Origin of the sequence: Jannaschia sp. S6380 (assembly GCF_023015695.1) — a bacterium.
In the GTDB taxonomy this organism is placed as follows: Bacteria; Pseudomonadota; Alphaproteobacteria; order Rhodobacterales; family Rhodobacteraceae; genus Jannaschia.
The window spans coordinates 378,856-394,084 of the sequence record NZ_JALKAS010000001.1; the positions used below are offsets into that span (position 1 = coordinate 378,856).

Consider the following 15,229-nt stretch of genomic DNA (forward strand, 5'->3'; position numbering starts at 1 on the left):
TAACGCGACAAACCTTCCGCTTCAGACCCAAAATCGCCCGATCCGGTTGATATTCCCGCCGCATTGTCGCCGTATCGCCCACGGTGCCGGCACGTGACCGGAATTGTCCTGCAGGAGCGTCATGTCCGTCAAACCCGCCATCACGGTCGTGACCTGCATGCGCAACGAGGGGCCATTCGTCGTCGAATGGCTGGCGCATCTTCGAAGGCTCGGCGTCCAACGGGTGCTGGTCTACACCAACGATTGCCGCGACGGGACGGAGGACCTGCTGGACGCGCTGTCTTCCGAAGGCGTGATCCACGTGCGCCAGGGCCGCGCCCTGGGCGACAGCGACGAAGGCCGGACCCCGCAATGGCGCGCGATGGCCGCCGCCTGGGACCATCCGGTCTGCGCGGGCGCGGACTGGCTCCTTCATATCGATCCCGACGAATACATCGCCATCGACGGCGGCCATGATCTGCCGGCCTTTCTGGCGCGCACGCCCGAGGCGCAGGCGATCGCGCTGCCCTGGCGCCTTTTCGGCTGCAACGGGCGGCTGAATGCCGGGTCCGGCACGACGCCCGAACGGTTCCCGTTGGCTGCGCCGCCGGGCGTCGCCTATCCGGCCCTGGCGAGCTACTTCAAGACGCTGTTCCGACGCGACGGGCCCTTCGACGGCTTCGGCATTCACCGCCCGCGCCAGACATCGGCGCCGGTCTTCCTCGACGATTGCGGGCGGCGCGACGATGACCTAGCCCGTGCCGCACGGCGCATCCTTCTGTGGCGGGCGGGCAATCCGCCGGACGGGCGCCAGGTGCAGCTGAACCACTATTCCACCCGGTCGGTCCACGAATTCCTGGTCAAGCGCGAACGCGGGTTGCCGAACCATGTGGGCAAGGCGATCGACCTGGAATACTGGGTCGAGCGGAATTTCAATCAGGTGGCCTGTCGCATGTTCACGCCCCAGCTCCCCGCCATGACGGACGAAATCACGTGTCTGCGCGTCCATCCTGCCGTCGCCGCCGCCGAGGAGCGTTGTCGCGCCTGGCACCGCGCGGAACTCGCGCGCATCCTGGCCACGCCGGAGGGCGCGCGCTTCTGCGGACGCCTGGCGCTGGCGGCCACGTCGCAGGCACCGGATCCGGCCTTGGGCCGCGCGCTCGTGGCGCAGACGCGCAAGGCACAGGCCACGCGATGATCCAAACGCGCGCATTGAACGGAAGCCGGATCGGCGAGGTCGACGTCATCGACTGCGTCCGGACGGCGGCCGATCGCGTCCGGATCTTCGTCGGACCGGGGGTCGGCCCCGCCGCGATCGGTCCGGCCGGCGGGGTCAGCCCCGAACGCGTCCTCTCGATCGGTGGGGCGCTGGCGGTCGAATGCCGGGCAGGTGGGCCGGGCCCGATGCCGGTTCCGATCCACGGTGTCGAAGGCACACTTTCGCCAGCCAGTGCGGAGCCGGAGCTGCTGGCCGATGCGCGCGTCATCATGGGGGCAAGGAACGGTCAGGCTGTCGCCACCGTCCGCGATTGGCTGGGCCATCACGTGCTGAACCACGGCGCCGACGCGGCGCTGATCCTCGACCGGACGCGACCCGGCGAGGCGCCGCTGGCCCCGGACCTCGAGGCGGCGTTGTCCCAGGCGCCGGTTCCCGGGCTGGGCGCCGTGGTCGTCGTCACGTCGCCCTTGCCCCTCGGCGCCGATGCGATCAGCGAGCGTCATCCCGCCCAGGCCCCCGATGCGCCCGGCAAGGACCGGATGGCGATGCCCGCCTCCGATCCCTGGACCGCGCCGCTCGGGCAGATGATCGTGCTGGAGGCTCTGCGCTGGCGGTTCCTGACGGCGGCGCGGGCGGTCGCCTTTCTCGACGTCTCCGATGTGCTTGCACCTGCCGCCACGGGGCAGGGCGCCTTTGACATGGTCGAGATCGCCGAGGCCGGCGTGGTCGCGCTGATCGGCCGGCGCACATATCCCTGGCGGATCCGCAAGGGATGCGACCCGGCCTTCGGCGATCATATCTGCGACTTGTTCGACAACGAGAGCGGCAACCGCCGATGGGTCGCCGCCCCGTCGCGCATTGCCGAGAACGTCCCGTTCCGTCTGGTCCGGGTCGGCGGGTTGAAACCCGGCCCGAACGAGGTGGCCCATTTCTACCGTGCCATGGCGCTGCGCACGTCCGAGGCCGGGGGGCTGCCGCTGGCGCCGAAGACCGGCCTGATCCTGGACGACGATCTACTGGCACTGGCGCGCGATGGCTTCGGGGCGGATCCCGTCCTGCCGCCGCAATCCGACGGGGGCGGGGTTGCGGGACTTCCCGCCTCGGTGCCCGGGCGGACGGCGATCATCACCTGCATGCGCAACGAGGGTCCGTTCATCCTGGAATGGATCGCCCATCACCGTGCGATCGGCGTCGACGACTTTCTCGTCTACACCAACGACTGCACGGATGGGACGGTGGACCTGCTGGACCTGCTGCAATCGCACGGCATTGTCCAGCGCCGCGACAACCCGTTCCGCGAGACCGACATGAAACCCCAGCACGCTGCGCTCGCTGCCGCCGAGGCGGAGCCGATCATGGCCCGGGCGGGCTGGGCCGTCTGTATGGACGTAGACGAATTCATCAATATCCATGCCGGAACGGGGCATCTGCGCGACCTCTATGCGGCGGTCGGTTCGGCGAACATGATCTCGATGACCTGGCGCCTGTTCGGCAATGACGGCGCCGTGGCGTTCGAGGATGTGCCGAGCCCGGCGCGTTTTACCGCCTGCGCCCCGGAACTGATCCGCAAGCCGCATCAGGCGTGGGGCTTCAAGACGCTGTTCCGCAATATCGGGATCTACAAGAAGATGGGCGTGCACCGGCCCAAGGGCCTGAAACCGGACCTGTGGGAACAGATCGATTGGGTCAACGGATCCGGACGGCAGATGCCGCGGGCGATGTTGCGAAACGGCTGGCGTTCGACGATCGACACCTTCGGCTACGACCTGGTCACGCTGAACCACTATGCCGTCCGGGATGCCGAGAGCTTCCTGGTCAAGCGCGACCGGGGGCGCGTGAATCATGTCGAACGCGACCAGGGGCTCGGATACTGGTTTCGCATGAACAACAACGCCGTCCGCGACCGGTCGATCCAGCGGATGCTGCCGGCATTGGAGGCGGAACTGGCCCGTCTGAAGGCGTTGCCCGGCGTCGCCGCACAGCACGACGCCTGTTGTGCCGCGCACCGCACGAAGATCGCGGAGTTGCGCGGAGCGGGCGCCTTCGCGAAATTCTACGACGAGATCACCGGCCCCCGCATGGACCGGCTGAGCCGGATGCACGCGCATTTCGGCTCGAATGTCTTTCTCGCCGGACCGGATGCCGTGCCCGACGAAGTTGTGGCCGCCGAGCACCCTGAGGATTTCTTCTTCACCGTCGAGGATGTCGGGGAAACCCGGCACTAGGCCGCGGTCACGCGTCGCAGATCCCGCGCAGGGCCTGCCAGGCCGTGTCGTCCAGCGACGGCACCATCTCCGACGGCGTGACTTCGCCCTGCGGCTGGCCGGTCGCCTCCGCCCAAGGGTGCCAGGCCAGATGCGCCGCATCGAAACCCGCCCGCAGCGTGTCGGGGTCGAGCCCCGTCGGGGGCGCGAGCAGCAGGCCTTCGACATGGGCGGTGATGGCCGCGTCGTCGACATGTCCCGACGCCAGCAGTCGCAGCAGACCCATCGTGCCGATCCCTTCCAGGAACCGGTCGAGGGGTGGATCCGACAGCGCGGCCAGCGTCGCCGACAGCAAATGCCCCGCCGTCACGTCCGGATCGTCCTGCGTGACCAGCGGGCCGTCGGACAGAACGACCAGTCCGCCGGGCAGGGCCATCGCCGGTTGCGGCAGATCGCGCAGCACGGCCAGCCGCAGGGGCGTCGTGGGCAACACGCGGGTCTTGAGCTGTTCCAGCGCCTCGGTCCCGGTGAAGGTCGCGCAGGGCGGACCGGTCAGGGCCGTCAGCTCCGTCAGCATGCGGTCGCCGATCTCCATCCGCGTGGCGGCGGGCATCACGTTGCGGGCGTGGTCGCGCAGGGCATTGGGCAGCCAGACCAGTGCCGAGCCGACCAGGAACCCCGCGATCAGCCCGACCGTCACGCGGCGAAGGGACCCCGGTCGCCGCCGCCCCTGTTCGACCGCCTTCATCACCCGGTCCAGTGCAGCGACCATCTCCGGCTCGGCGATCTCCAGCTCCTCCTCGGCCTTGCGGGCGGGGGCATAGACGGCGGGCAGCGTTCCGGGATTTCGTCGGACCAGCGCCGGCAGCGACCAATGGCTGAGCGCGGTGCCTGTCCTGTCCTGTATGACCAGTTCCGCCTCGCCGATCGCGACGTAGACGTCGCGCCGTTGCGCGTCGGCCTCGGGCCGCCACAACGCGGTCGTCTCGAGCCGTTCGATGCCGTCGAGCGCCGTCAAGCCCCCGGATCCGCCAGCCGCTCGCGCAGGGTGTATTTCCGGATCTTGCCGGTCGACGTCTTCGGCAGCGGCCCGAACGTCACCGCCTTGGGCGTCTTGAAGCCGGCCAGCCGTTCGCGCGCGAAGGCGATGATCTCGGCTTCTGTCGTGCTGGCCCCGTCGCGCAGTTCGACGAAGGCATGCGGAACCTCGCCCCAGTGGTCGTCCGCCTGCGCCACGACCGCCACGAGCGAGACCGCGTCGTGATGCATCAGCGCGCCCTCGACTTCCACGGAGCTGACGTTTTCGCCGCCCGAAATGATGATGTCCTTGGCCCGGTCCAGGATCTGAACATAGCCGTCCGGGTGCTTGACGCCCAGATCGCCCGACCGGAACCAACCGTCCGCGAACGCCTCGCGCGTGGCATCCGCGTTGCGGTAGTAGCCCTTCATCACGGCATTGCCCCGCATCGCGATCTCGCCCTGGGTCATCCCATCGGCGGGCACCGGATCGCCGTCGGCATCGAAGACGTCCACCCCCTCCATCATCGGATAGGCAACGCCCTGGCGCGCCTTCAGCGCGGCGGTTTCCGTGGCCGGCAGGCCGTCCCACAGGTCCGGCTGCCAGACGTTCTCGACCACGTGGCCATAGGTTTCGGTCAGGCCATAGACATGGGTGACGTTGAACCCCAGCTCGGCCATTCGCGCCAAGGTGGCGGCGGGTGGTGGCGCGCCGGCGGTATAGACCTCGACGGTGTGGTCGAATTCGCGCCGCGCCGGGGCGTTGACCAGCGTGTTCAGGACGATCGGCGCGCCGCCGAAATGGGTGACGCCCTCATCCGCGATGGCGTCATAGATCGCCGGGGCCGAGACATCGCGCAGGCAGACGACCGTCCCGCCGACCACCGGCGTCATCCAGCAATGACACCACCCGTTGCAGTGAAACAGGGGCACGACGACCAACAGCCGCGGATAGAGGACCATGCGCCAGCTGATCACGGTGCCAATCGTCATCAGATAGGCGCCGCGATGGTGATAGACGACGCCCTTGGGCCGCCCCGTCGTGCCGGAGGTGTAGTTCAGCGCCAGCGATTCCCATTCGTCGGCGGGTCGGATCCACGCGAAATCGGGGTTTGCGGCGGCCAACTCGACCTCGAACAGGGGATGGCGTCCGCTGGCCGGATGGCCCGCCGGATCGTCCGGCACCTCGATCAGGCGCGGAGGGGAATCCAGCGACGCGCAGGCCGCTTCGGCCAGATCGACGAACTGACTGTCGACCAGCAGGACCCGGGCGCCACCATGGGCCAGGATATAGGCCACCGTGTCCCGGTCCAGTCGGACGTTGATCGTGTTCAGGATCGCGCCGCAGGCCGGCACGCCGAAGCTGGCCTCCACTTGGGCGGGCACGTTGGGCAGCAGCGTCGCAACGACATCACCCGAACGGACACCGTGGCCTGCCAGCATCGCCGCGAACCGCGTGACACGATCGCGATAGGTCGCATAGGTCCGGCGGATGTCGCCGTAGACCAGCGCCTCCCGTTCCGGCCAGATCTGCGCGGCCCGTTCCAGATGCGACAGCGGCGTCAGCGCGACATGGTTCGCCGCGCATTTGTCCAGACCCGTCTCATCGGCCAGCCAGCCCATCGGTCGCCCCCGTTGCCTTCGCCCCTCGGGTGGCGATACTGCGACGAGCGCGCGCCAGAGGACAAGGCCGGTGATGCAGAACAGACCCCTGGCCGCCGCGGCCTTTATCCTGGCCGGGACCGGGACGATCGGGTTCATCGACCAGTTCATCCGCGTCATCGCCAGCGAAAGCAGCCTCTGGACGTTCCACGTCGTCCGCAGCGCGATGATCTGGGGGATCGCGCTGGCTTGGATCGGCGTGACGGGCCGGTCGCTGCGCGTGACCAACTGGCGCGGCGTGATCGCCAGATCGGCCATCATGGCGACCGCGCTGATCGTGTATTTCGGCGCCCTGGGCTTCATGCCCGTCGCGCAGGCGGCGGCGGGGCTGTTCACCTCGCCCATCTGGATGCTGGTCTTTTCGGTCACGCTGTTCGGGCTATCGGTCGGCCCGGTGCGGATCTGCGCCGTCCTGCTTGGCTTCCTGGGCGTGATCTTGGTGCTGTCGCCGGATCCTTCCAACCTCGATCCGCTGGTCTTCCTGCCGGTGTTGGGCGGGGCGTTCTATGCCGTGGCCGCGATCGCGACGCGCGAATGGTGCGCGGGCGAAGCGGCGTTGACGCTGGCGCTGGGCTCCTTCACCGGCCAGGCCCTCTGGGGGATCGGCGGCGTGATCGTGTTCGGTGCCTGGGGCGATGACACGGGGTTCCTGACCCAGGGCTGGGTCACCCCATCGGCCGAGGTGCTGGGCTGGTGTCTGCTGCAGGCCGTCGGCAGCCTGCTGGCGGTGGTGTTCCTGACACGAGGCTATCAATTGGCCGAGGCGTCGCTGGTTTCGGTATTCGAGTACTCCGTCCTGGGGTTCGGGGCCCTGTTCGGCCTGCTCGTCTGGGGCGAGCGGCTTTCGCCCGTCACGCTGGCCGGTCTGGTCCTGATCGCGGGCGCGGGCAGCCTGATTGCGCTGCGCGGTCGCCGCGACGCGGTCCCGTGATCCTGTCGCCCGGGCGCGGCTACGCCTTCGTTCACGCGCCCAAGACCGGTGGCACGGCGATGGCCCTGGCGCTGGAGGCGCGGGCGATGGCCGACGACATCCTGATCGGCGATACGCCGAAGGCGCGTCGGCGGCAGGGACGATTGCGTGGTGCGCGGACCGCCGGACGCCTTTGGAAGCACGCGACCCTGCGCGATGTGCACGGGCTGTTGCCCGACGCGGTGCTGCAGGGGCTTCGGCCCGTGATGCTGGTACGCAACCCGTGGGACCGGATGGTCAGCTACTACCATTGGCTGCGCGGGCAGGATTTCGACCATCCGGCCATCGCGCTCGCCTCGGACCTGTCGTTCGATGCGTTCCTGGCCGCGCCGACCGTCGGCGCGGCTTTCCGGGCCGCGCCCTATGCGTCCTATGTCGCGGGCGGAACCGACCCGATCTTCATCCGGTTGGAGCATCTTCCGCAGGACCTTCCGCCGTTCGAGGCGTTGCTCGGCTTCGACCTGCGGCTCGGGGTGGCGAACCGGTCCGACAGGGCGCGCGACTGGCGCCCCTATTACGACGCGCGGTCGCGCGCGCGGGTGGCGGAATTCTGCGCGGCTGACATTGCGGCCTTTTCCTACTCGTTCGACCCCCCGCATCCGGCGTAACACCGAAGGCGTGCGGCGTTTCGCCAGTTCCCGCGCATTCCGACCCGCCGGCGTGGCGGTTTCGCGCCGGCGTCGCACACAGACCCCAGGGACGAGAGATATTCGAATGACCAAGCCGACCCTGTTCAGCCGTCCCGCCTTTCCGGTCGAGACCGTCGAGGAAAGCCCCACCGCCCGTTTCGTGCCCGGCACCCTGCTGCCCACGCCCGACGGGCCCCGCGCGGTCGAGGATCTCGCCTTCGGGGATCGGGTCGTCACACGCGATGGGCCCCGGCCGATCGCCAAGACGGACCGGACGTCGTGCCCCCGCTCCGAATGGACCTATCGCCGGGAAACCTGGCCCGTGCGCGTGCCGGTGGGCTCGCTTGGCAATCCGCGTCCGCTGCGCCTGGCGCCCGACCAGCGTGTTCTGCTCTCCGGTCCGACGGTGGCCCGGATCTGCGCCAAGCCCGAGGTCGCCATCGTGATCAGCGACCTGGTCGGCTTGCGCGGTCTGATCGTGGAACGGCCATTGGCCGATTTGCGCTACCACGTCATCTCGTTCGGCACGCCCGTCTGCGTCGAGGCGGAGGGCGTTCCGTGCGACGTCGGGGGGCGGGCAAAGGCGGTCGATCGCGACAAGGTGCGCGAGGCCTACCAGGCGATGCATTCGGCGGGCGAGCCGCCCCTGCGCCTGGACGCGAACTAGGCCGCGGGCCGGACGGGCAATCCATGAACGAAGTCGCCTGCGCCGATGGCGCAGGCGAGATCGGCAAGGCCGGCTGTCTGGACGTGACGGTCCCGCCATTGCCTGTCCCGTTCCCATTAGGCTGGGGGGCTGTGGCGGAACCCTGTCGTTCAAATCGGGCGGGATGATGAAAAGTCACGGGCGCGGCTTGGAAACAATCGCGCCGGCCCGTGACCCGTCCCGCTGTGGTCAGGCGGCGCGCTTGCCAGCCCCGCCGTAGAAGGACCCGCCCTTGGCCGCCATCTTCGACAGCAGGGCAGGGGTGGCGAAGCGGGGGCCGTGAGCCTCGGCCAGGCGACCCGTCGTCTCGGCCGCCCAGTCGGCGCCCACGATGTCGAGCCAGCTGAACGGGCCGCCTGACCAAGGCGCAAAGCCCCAGCCGAGGATGGCGCCCACGTCCCCCTCGCGGATGTCCAGCAGAACGTCTTCCTCCAACGCACGAACGGCCTCCAGCACCTGCGCGAACATCAGGCGGTTCTGAACCTCATGCAGGTCGGGCTGGTCTTCGGCCTCGGGGTAGCGCGTACCCAGTTCCGACCACAGGCCCTGGCGCTTGCCCTTGTCGTCGTAGTCGTAGAAGCCCGCGTTCGACTTCTTGCCCAGACGCCCGGCATCGGCGAAGGCGAACAGCACCTCGTCCACCGCGCCGTCGGGATAGGCATCGCCCATGGCGGCGCGGGTGGCCTTGGCAATCTTGACGCCGAGGTCGATGGAGGTCTCGTCGACGAGTTGCAGCGGCCCCAGCGGGAAGCCCAGCTGCTTGGCCGCGTTCTCGATCAGCGAGGGGTTCACCCCTTCGGCGACCATGCGGATACCCTCATTGATGTAGGGGATGATGCAGCGGTTGGCGTAGAAGAAGCGCGCGTCGTTCACCACGATCGGCGTCTTGCGGATCTGGCGCACGAAATCGAGCGCCTTGGCCACGGCCCGGTCGCCGGTCTCGGCGCCCTTGATGATCTCGACCAGCAGCATCTTGTCGACGGGGCTGAAGAAGTGGATGCCGATGAACTGCGCGGGCCGGACGCTGGCCTTCGCCAGTTCGGTGATCGGCAGGGTCGAGGTGTTGGTCGCGAAGATGCAGTCGTCGCCCACGATGGCCTCGACCGCCTTCGTCATCTCGGCCTTGACGCCCATGTCCTCGAACACGGCCTCGACGATCAGGTCACACCCTTTCAGCACGTCCAGATCGGTGGTCGCGGTGATGCGGCCCAGAACCTCGGTCTTCTTCTCCTCGGTGACTTTCTTGCGGCTGATGCCCTTGTCCAGGATCCCCTCGGAATAGGCGCGGCCCTTGTCGGCGGCGGCCTGTTCACGGTCAATCAGGACGACCTCGATCCCGGCATTCGCACTGACATAGGCGATGCCCGCGCCCATCATGCCGGCGCCGAGGATGCCGACTTTGGACACCTTCTGGTCGGGCGCGTCGGGCCGGTTTGCGCCCTTCTCCAGCGCCTCCTTGTTGATGAAGAGCGAGCGGATCATCGCCTCGGACGACGGGTTCATCAGGACATGCGTGAACCACCGCGCCTCGATCTTGAGCGCCGTGTCGAAGGGCACGAGCGCGCCTTCGTAGACCGCCGACAAAAGCGCTTTCGCCGCCGGGAACGCGCCTTGCGTCTTGCCGTTCACCATGGCCGATGCGCCGACGAAGGTCATGAAGCCCGCCGGGTGATAGGGCGCGCCGCCGGGCATCTTGTAGCCCTTCTGGTCCCATGGCTTAACGATGTCGGCATCCTTCGCCGACAGGACCCATTCGCGCGCATCGGCCATCGGGTCGGCGCTGACCTCGTCGATCAGACCCGCGGCTTTGGCCTTCCACGGATCGCTGAGCTTGCCTTCCAGCAGAAAGGGCGAGGCCGCCATCGCGCCGAGCTTGCGCGCGAGGCGGGTCGTGCCGCCCATGCCGGGGAAGATGCCGACCATGATCTCCGGCAAGCCGATCTTGGCCTTCGGATTGTCCGCGGCGAAAATGCGGTGGCAGGCCAGCGGGATCTCGAACCCGATGCCCAGCGCCGTGCCCGGCAGGACGCAGGCCACCGGCTTGCCGCCCTTCAGGGTCTTCGGATCCATGCCGGCGCGTTCGATCTTGCGCAGGATCGCGTGGCTCGCCATCAGCCCGTCCATCAGGCCGCGCGCCGGGTCGTCGCCGGCGCTTTCCTTCATCTTGGCGATGACGTTCAGGTCCATGCCACCCGCGAAGCTGTCGGGCTTGCCCGAGGTGATGACGATGCCCTTGACGTCGGCGTCGGCGAGCGCATCGGTCACGCAAGTGTCCAGGTCTTCCCAACCCTGCAGGCTGAGAACGTTCATGGACCTGGACTTGACGTCCCAGGTGATGGTGGCAACGCCTTCGGCGTCTTTGGTCAGCGTGAAATCTGTCATGAGCGGGTCTCCTTCGGGGGGACGGTATCGTTGAATTGCGGGACGGGGCGGATGTGATCCGCCGCGGTCTTCATGGCGAGGACGGGCCACCCGGTCTCGGGCACCCGGTTCAGCGAGGCCGAGACGCGCCAATCCCCGTCACGGTAGCGGAGCGTCGTCAGCACCTCGTAGGGCGGCTGGAGGCGGATGCCGCTGCGACTGACCATGTGGGTCACGTGCATGCCCCGCATCAGGCCCGGACTGCGGAAATGGGCGGACCGGCAATGGCGGATCAACCCGTCGACATTCTGCGAGCGCAGGAAATCGGCGAAGTTGAGGAACGCGGTGCGCAGCCCCTCCTCGGTCGAGATGGTGCGCACCCGTTCCGGCGTGACGAACCGCTGCGGCAGCACCACCAGAGGCCGGAACGTCCCGTAGTCGCGCGCCGCATAGGCGGCGTCGATCCGGTCCAGCAGCATCTGGTAGATGCCGACGGCCTGTGGGTCCGACGGGCGGTCCATCGGCGGATCAGACCCGCTCGATGATCGTGGCCGCACCCATGCCCGACGCGACGCAGAGCGTGGCGAGGCCGGTCTCCCGGTCCGACCGCTCCATCTCGTCCAGAAGCGTACCGATGATGATCGCCCCCGACGCGCCCAGCGGGTGGCCCATGGCGATGGCGCCGCCGTTGACGTTCAGCTTGCCGTGATCGACGTCGAAGGCCTGCATGAAGCGCAGCACGACCGAGGAGAACGCCTCGTTCACCTCGAACAGGTCGATATCGCCGATCGCCATGCCGTTATCGGCCAGGATCTTCTGCGTCACGGGGACGGGGCCGGTCAGCATGATGGTCGGGTCTGTCCCGATCTTCGCAGTGGCGCGGATGCGCGCGCGGGGCTTCAGGCCCCACTTCTCGCCAAATTCCTTCGACCCGATCAGGACGCCCGCGGCGCCATCCACGATGCCCGAAGAATTGCCGGCGGTGTGGACGTGGTTGATCCGCTCCAAATGCGGATATTTCATCAGGGCGATCTTGTCGAAGCCGGGCATGACCTCGCCCATGGCCTGGAAGGCAGGGTTGAGGCTGCCCAGCGACTGCATGTCGGTGCCCGGACGGATGTATTCATCATGGTCGAGGATGGGCAGGCCGTTCACGTCGCGCACGGTGACGATGGAGCGGTCGAAGCGGTTGTCCTTCCAGGCCGCGGCGGCGCGGTTCTGGCTCTCGACGGCGAACTGGTCGGCGTCGTCGCGGCTGAACCCGTATTCGGTGGCGATGATGTCGGCGCTGATGCCCTGGGGCACGAAGTACGTCTCCATCGCGATGGACGGATCGACCGCGATGGCGGCGCCGTCCGACCCCATGGGCACGCGCGACATACACTCGACCCCGCCGGCGATGTAGCCCTCGCCCGCGCCGCCGCGGATCTGGTTCGCGGCGAGGTTCACCGCTTCCATGCCGGACGCGCAGAAGCGGTTGATCGACAGGCCCGGGATGCGCTCGTCGAGGCCGGAGGCCAGCACCGCCGTCCGCGCGAGGCAGCCGCCCTGTTCCATGACCTGCGTGGCATTGCCCCAGATCACGTCCTCGACCGCGTGGCCTTCGAAGCCGGACCGTTCCCTCAGTGCGTCCAGCACCTGCGCCGACAGGCGGGCGGCGGTCACCTCGTGCAGGCTGCCGTCGGGGCGGCCCTTGCCGCGCGGGGTGCGGACGGAATCGTAGATATAGGCTTCGGTCATGTCGAAACTCCTTCTTGGCGGTCCGAGGGACGGCCGGGCATCAGGTCATAGGGGTGTTTCCAGCCGGGCAGGGCGGCGATGCGGTCCAGCCAGGCGTCGATACGGGGCCAGTCGGCGCGGTCGAACCCGAACGGCTCGGGATAGTAGAGATAGCCGCAGCAGCTGAGGTCGGCATTGGTCACGCCGTCGCCGACGATCCAGTCGCGCCCGTCGAGGTGCCGCTCCAGGACCTCGTAGGCGGTCTTCAGGCGGCCATGGTTGAACGCGATGGTCTCGGCCGGGCGCTTGGCCTCGGGCAGGAAGTTCATCAGGAACCGGGTCATGCCGGCGACGGAGCTGAGCTTGTGGTTGTCCCACAAGACCCAGCGGAGCACCTCGTACCGGTCGTCGCCCGTGCCGCCGAACCGGCCCGTCCGGTCGCTGATCCAGGCCTGGATCGCGCCGGATTGGCTGAGGCGGAAGTCGCCGTCGACCAGCACCGGCGCCTCGCCCATGCCGTTCGCGGCGCGCCATTCCGGCGTTCGGGCCTGACCGCCGAAGAAGTCGACGAAGACCGGCTTCCAGTCGAGACCCGACAATTCGAGAGCGAGAGCAGCCTTGTAGCTGTTCCCACTCTCACCGAAGCAGTGGAGTTCGATGGTCATGATGCGCTTCCTCCCGAAGTGCATGTCGGCGCCGGACAGGATGCCCGACGCCCGAGTTCATTCCGTCCCGCGATCGGCGGTGCGCTTGCGCAGCATCGCCTTGTGCAGGTCCAGGCGGTGGGGAAGGTTGTCACGATGCGTCACGCTGTCAAAGTTCTCGAACAGGAACGACAGCGCCTCGCCCTCCTCCAGTCCCGCCTCCTCGGCAAAGCGACGGAGGCGGCGAAAGCCCGCCTCCGACATCTGCGCCGGGAACCGACGGGTCAGGCGCTGCGCCCGCGCCATGCTCAGAACGCCGTCGCTTCCAGCCCCATGATCGTGTCGGGACCGGTCTGGATGCGGGCCAGATGCATCGACGTCGCCGGCAACTGGCGCGCCATGTAGTAGCGGCCCGTCGCGACCTTGGCTTCGAGGAAGTCGCGGTCGGCGCCTGGCTCCTCCAGCTTGGCGTAGGCGACCTTGGCCATGCGCGCCCACATCAGGCCCAGGCAGACATGCCCCATCATGTGCATGAAGTCGTAGGAGCCCGAGAGCGCGGCATTCGGGTTCTTGACGCCTTCCTGCATGAAATACATGCCGGCCGCCTGCAGGTCCTTGGACGCCGCCTTGAGGGGTTCGACGAAGCCTTTCAGATCCTCGTCCTCGCCGTTCTCCCTGCAGAAGGTCTTGACCATCTCGAAGAACGCCATGACGTGCTTGCCGCCGTCCTGCGCCAGCTTGCGGCCGACGAGGTCGAGCGCCTGAACGCCGTTCGCGCCTTCGTAGATCATCGCGATCCGGGCATCGCGCGCGAATTGCGACATGCCCCACTCCTCGATGTAGCCGTGGCCGCCATAGACCTGCTGCGCGGCTGTGGCGTATTCGAACCCCTTGTCGGTCAGGAAGCCCTTGATGACCGGCGTCATCAGCGAAATCAGGCCGTCGGCCTCCGCATCCTCGTTGCGATGCGCCCGGTCGATCAGGTTGGCGCCCCAGAAGACAAAGGCGCGCGCCCCTTCGACGAAGGACTTCTGGTCCATCAGGTTGCGCCGGATGTCGGGATGCACGATCAGCGGATCGGCCGGCCCGTCGGGGTTCTTGGTCCCGGTCACGTCGCGCCCCTGCAGGCGGTCGACCGCGTAGGCCAGCGCGTTCTGATAGGCGATCTCTGCCTGGGCATAGCCCTGCAGGCCCACGCCAAGCCGCGCCTCGTTCATCATCGTGAACATGGCGCGCATGCCCTTATGCTCCTGCCCCAGCAGAAAGCCCTCGGCCTCGTCGTAGTTCATCACGCAGGTCGAGTTGCCGTGAATGCCCATCTTCTCCTCGATCTTGCCGACCGAGACGCCGTTGGCCGCGCCGACATTGCCGTCGTCGTCGACCTTGTATTTCGGCACGATGAACAGCGAGACGCCCTTGATGCCCTCGGGCCCTCCGGGGATCTTGGCGAGGACCAGGTGGATCACATTCTCGGCCATGTCATGATCGCCGGCGGAGATGAAGATCTTCTGCCCGGTGATCCTGAACGAGCCGTCCTCCTGCGGAACGGCCTTGGTGCGCATCAGACCCAGATCGGTGCCGCAATGCGGCTCCGTCAGGTTCATGGTGCCGGTCCATTCGCAGCTGTTCATCTTCGGCAGCCACTTGGCCTTCTGGGCATCGGTCCCGTGCGCCATGATCGCCGAGGCCGCGCCGTGGGTCAGGCCGTAATACATGTTGAAAGCCATGTTGGCCGAGGACAGGATCTCGCCCACCATCGTATAGGACATGTAGGGCAGGCCCTGGCCGCCATATTCCTCGGCCGCGTCCAGCGAGGTCCAGCCGCCGTCGCGCAGCTGGTCGAACGCCTCCTTGAAGCCGTCGGGCGTGCGGACGACGCCGTTTTCCAGCTTGCAGCCCTGCGTGTCGCCCACGACGTTCAACGGGTGGATCACCTCGGTCGCCAACTGACCCACCGCATCCAGGATCGCGCCCGTGAATTCCGGGTCCAGGTCCGCATAACCGGGAATGTCCTGGTCGCTGATCTTCAGCAGGTCGTGCATCACGAACTGCATGTCCTTGGTGGGGGCGGTGTAGCTGGGCATGTGATCTCCTCCGTCGGATCGGGCGCGAGGGGCAT

Annotated in this window: 13 protein-coding genes; 5 read left to right on the forward strand and 8 right to left on the reverse strand. The window is 67.8% G+C overall.

Annotated features, from left to right (window positions below; genetic code table 11):
- Positions 1-121: 121 nt before the first annotated feature.
- Both MWU52_RS02055 and MWU52_RS02060 read left to right on the forward strand, forming a co-directional pair.
- Positions 122-1,177 carry a glycosyltransferase family 2 protein gene (locus tag MWU52_RS02055; protein WP_246948807.1) on the forward strand — a complete coding sequence of 352 codons (1,056 nt, stop codon included), beginning with the start codon at positions 122-124 and terminating at the stop codon, positions 1,175-1,177.
- Positions 1,174-3,423 (forward strand): glycosyltransferase family 2 protein, encoded by a 2,250-nt coding sequence (locus MWU52_RS02060; protein ID WP_246948809.1) that lies wholly within the window; start codon positions 1,174-1,176, stop codon positions 3,421-3,423. Before MWU52_RS02055 ends, MWU52_RS02060 begins: the two co-directional genes overlap by 4 nt.
- Positions 3,424-3,430: 7 nt before the next feature.
- Here MWU52_RS02060 and MWU52_RS02065 read toward each other — a convergent pair whose 3' ends face one another.
- Complete coding sequence (locus MWU52_RS02065; protein ID WP_246948811.1) at positions 3,431-4,420, reverse strand: hypothetical protein; 990 nt, start codon at positions 4,418-4,420, stop codon at positions 3,431-3,433.
- On the reverse strand, positions 4,417-6,042 hold the full coding sequence (locus MWU52_RS02070) for an AMP-binding protein (RefSeq protein ID WP_246948818.1): 1,626 nt from the start codon (positions 6,040-6,042) through the stop codon (positions 4,417-4,419). The genes MWU52_RS02065 and MWU52_RS02070 overlap by 4 nt, the downstream gene beginning before the upstream one ends.
- Positions 6,043-6,115: 73 nt before the next feature.
- On the opposite strand from MWU52_RS02070, the gene MWU52_RS02075 reads away from it, so the two are divergent.
- The 3 genes from MWU52_RS02075 to MWU52_RS02085 all read left to right on the forward strand — a co-directional run bounded on the left by MWU52_RS02075 (position 6,116) and on the right by MWU52_RS02085 (position 8,347).
- Positions 6,116-7,012: a DMT family transporter gene (locus tag MWU52_RS02075; protein WP_246948821.1), complete on the forward strand. Its 897-nt coding sequence runs from the start codon at positions 6,116-6,118 to the stop codon at positions 7,010-7,012.
- Positions 7,009-7,659 carry a sulfotransferase family protein gene (locus MWU52_RS02080; protein ID WP_246948824.1) on the forward strand — a complete coding sequence of 217 codons (651 nt, stop codon included), beginning with the start codon at positions 7,009-7,011 and terminating at the stop codon, positions 7,657-7,659. Before MWU52_RS02075 ends, MWU52_RS02080 begins: the two co-directional genes overlap by 4 nt.
- Positions 7,660-7,765: 106 nt before the next feature.
- Entirely contained in the window at positions 7,766-8,347 is a 582-nt protein-coding gene (locus MWU52_RS02085) for a Hint domain-containing protein (RefSeq protein ID WP_246948826.1), read from the forward strand.
- A 228-nt stretch (positions 8,348-8,575) separates the two neighbouring features.
- Here MWU52_RS02085 and MWU52_RS02090 read toward each other — a convergent pair whose 3' ends face one another.
- From MWU52_RS02090 to MWU52_RS02115, 6 genes are read right to left on the reverse strand one after another with little or no spacing between them, the layout of a single operon-like run.
- Positions 8,576-10,768 carry a 3-hydroxyacyl-CoA dehydrogenase NAD-binding domain-containing protein gene (locus tag MWU52_RS02090; protein WP_246948828.1) on the reverse strand — a complete coding sequence of 731 codons (2,193 nt, stop codon included), beginning with the start codon at positions 10,766-10,768 and terminating at the stop codon, positions 8,576-8,578.
- Positions 10,765-11,268 carry a hypothetical protein gene (locus tag MWU52_RS02095; protein WP_246948831.1) on the reverse strand — a complete coding sequence of 168 codons (504 nt, stop codon included), beginning with the start codon at positions 11,266-11,268 and terminating at the stop codon, positions 10,765-10,767. Before MWU52_RS02095 ends, MWU52_RS02090 begins: the two co-directional genes overlap by 4 nt.
- Positions 11,269-11,275: 7 nt before the next feature.
- Positions 11,276-12,487, reverse strand: a complete 1,212-nt coding sequence (locus MWU52_RS02100; RefSeq protein WP_246948834.1) for an acetyl-CoA C-acetyltransferase — start codon at positions 12,485-12,487, stop codon at positions 11,276-11,278.
- Positions 12,484-13,131 carry a glutathione S-transferase gene (locus tag MWU52_RS02105; RefSeq protein ID WP_246948838.1) on the reverse strand — a complete coding sequence of 216 codons (648 nt, stop codon included), beginning with the start codon at positions 13,129-13,131 and terminating at the stop codon, positions 12,484-12,486. Before MWU52_RS02105 ends, MWU52_RS02100 begins: the two co-directional genes overlap by 4 nt.
- A gap of 57 nt (positions 13,132-13,188) precedes the next feature.
- Positions 13,189-13,416: a hypothetical protein gene (locus MWU52_RS02110; RefSeq protein WP_246948842.1), complete on the reverse strand. Its 228-nt coding sequence runs from the start codon at positions 13,414-13,416 to the stop codon at positions 13,189-13,191.
- Between the two features lie 2 nt (positions 13,417-13,418).
- A complete protein-coding gene (locus tag MWU52_RS02115; protein WP_246948845.1) occupies positions 13,419-15,194 on the reverse strand; it encodes an acyl-CoA dehydrogenase C-terminal domain-containing protein in 1,776 nt (591 codons plus the stop codon).
- Positions 15,195-15,229: the final 35 nt, after the last annotated feature.

What these genes read in the sequence shown, in the direction of transcription:
- MWU52_RS02095 (WP_246948831.1), bottom strand. Translation starts at nt 11,268, where the DNA reads ATGGACCGCCCGTCGGACCCACAGGCCGTCGGCATCTACCAGATGCTG.
- MWU52_RS02060 (WP_246948809.1), top strand. Translation starts at nt 1,174, where the DNA reads ATGATCCAAACGCGCGCATTGAACGGAAGCCGGATCGGCGAGGTCGAC.
- MWU52_RS02110 (WP_246948842.1), bottom strand. Translation starts at nt 13,416, where the DNA reads ATGGCGCGGGCGCAGCGCCTGACCCGTCGGTTCCCGGCGCAGATGTCG.
- MWU52_RS02070 (WP_246948818.1), bottom strand. Translation starts at nt 6,042, where the DNA reads ATGGGCTGGCTGGCCGATGAGACGGGTCTGGACAAATGCGCGGCGAAC.
- MWU52_RS02100 (WP_246948834.1), bottom strand. Translation starts at nt 12,487, where the DNA reads ATGACCGAAGCCTATATCTACGATTCCGTCCGCACCCCGCGCGGCAAG.
- MWU52_RS02085 (WP_246948826.1), top strand. Translation starts at nt 7,766, where the DNA reads ATGACCAAGCCGACCCTGTTCAGCCGTCCCGCCTTTCCGGTCGAGACC.
- MWU52_RS02075 (WP_246948821.1), top strand. Translation starts at nt 6,116, where the DNA reads ATGCAGAACAGACCCCTGGCCGCCGCGGCCTTTATCCTGGCCGGGACC.
- MWU52_RS02090 (WP_246948828.1), bottom strand. Translation starts at nt 10,768, where the DNA reads ATGACAGATTTCACGCTGACCAAAGACGCCGAAGGCGTTGCCACCATC.
- MWU52_RS02055 (WP_246948807.1), top strand. Translation starts at nt 122, where the DNA reads ATGTCCGTCAAACCCGCCATCACGGTCGTGACCTGCATGCGCAACGAG.
- MWU52_RS02105 (WP_246948838.1), bottom strand. Translation starts at nt 13,131, where the DNA reads ATGACCATCGAACTCCACTGCTTCGGTGAGAGTGGGAACAGCTACAAG.
- MWU52_RS02115 (WP_246948845.1), bottom strand. Translation starts at nt 15,194, where the DNA reads ATGCCCAGCTACACCGCCCCCACCAAGGACATGCAGTTCGTGATGCAC.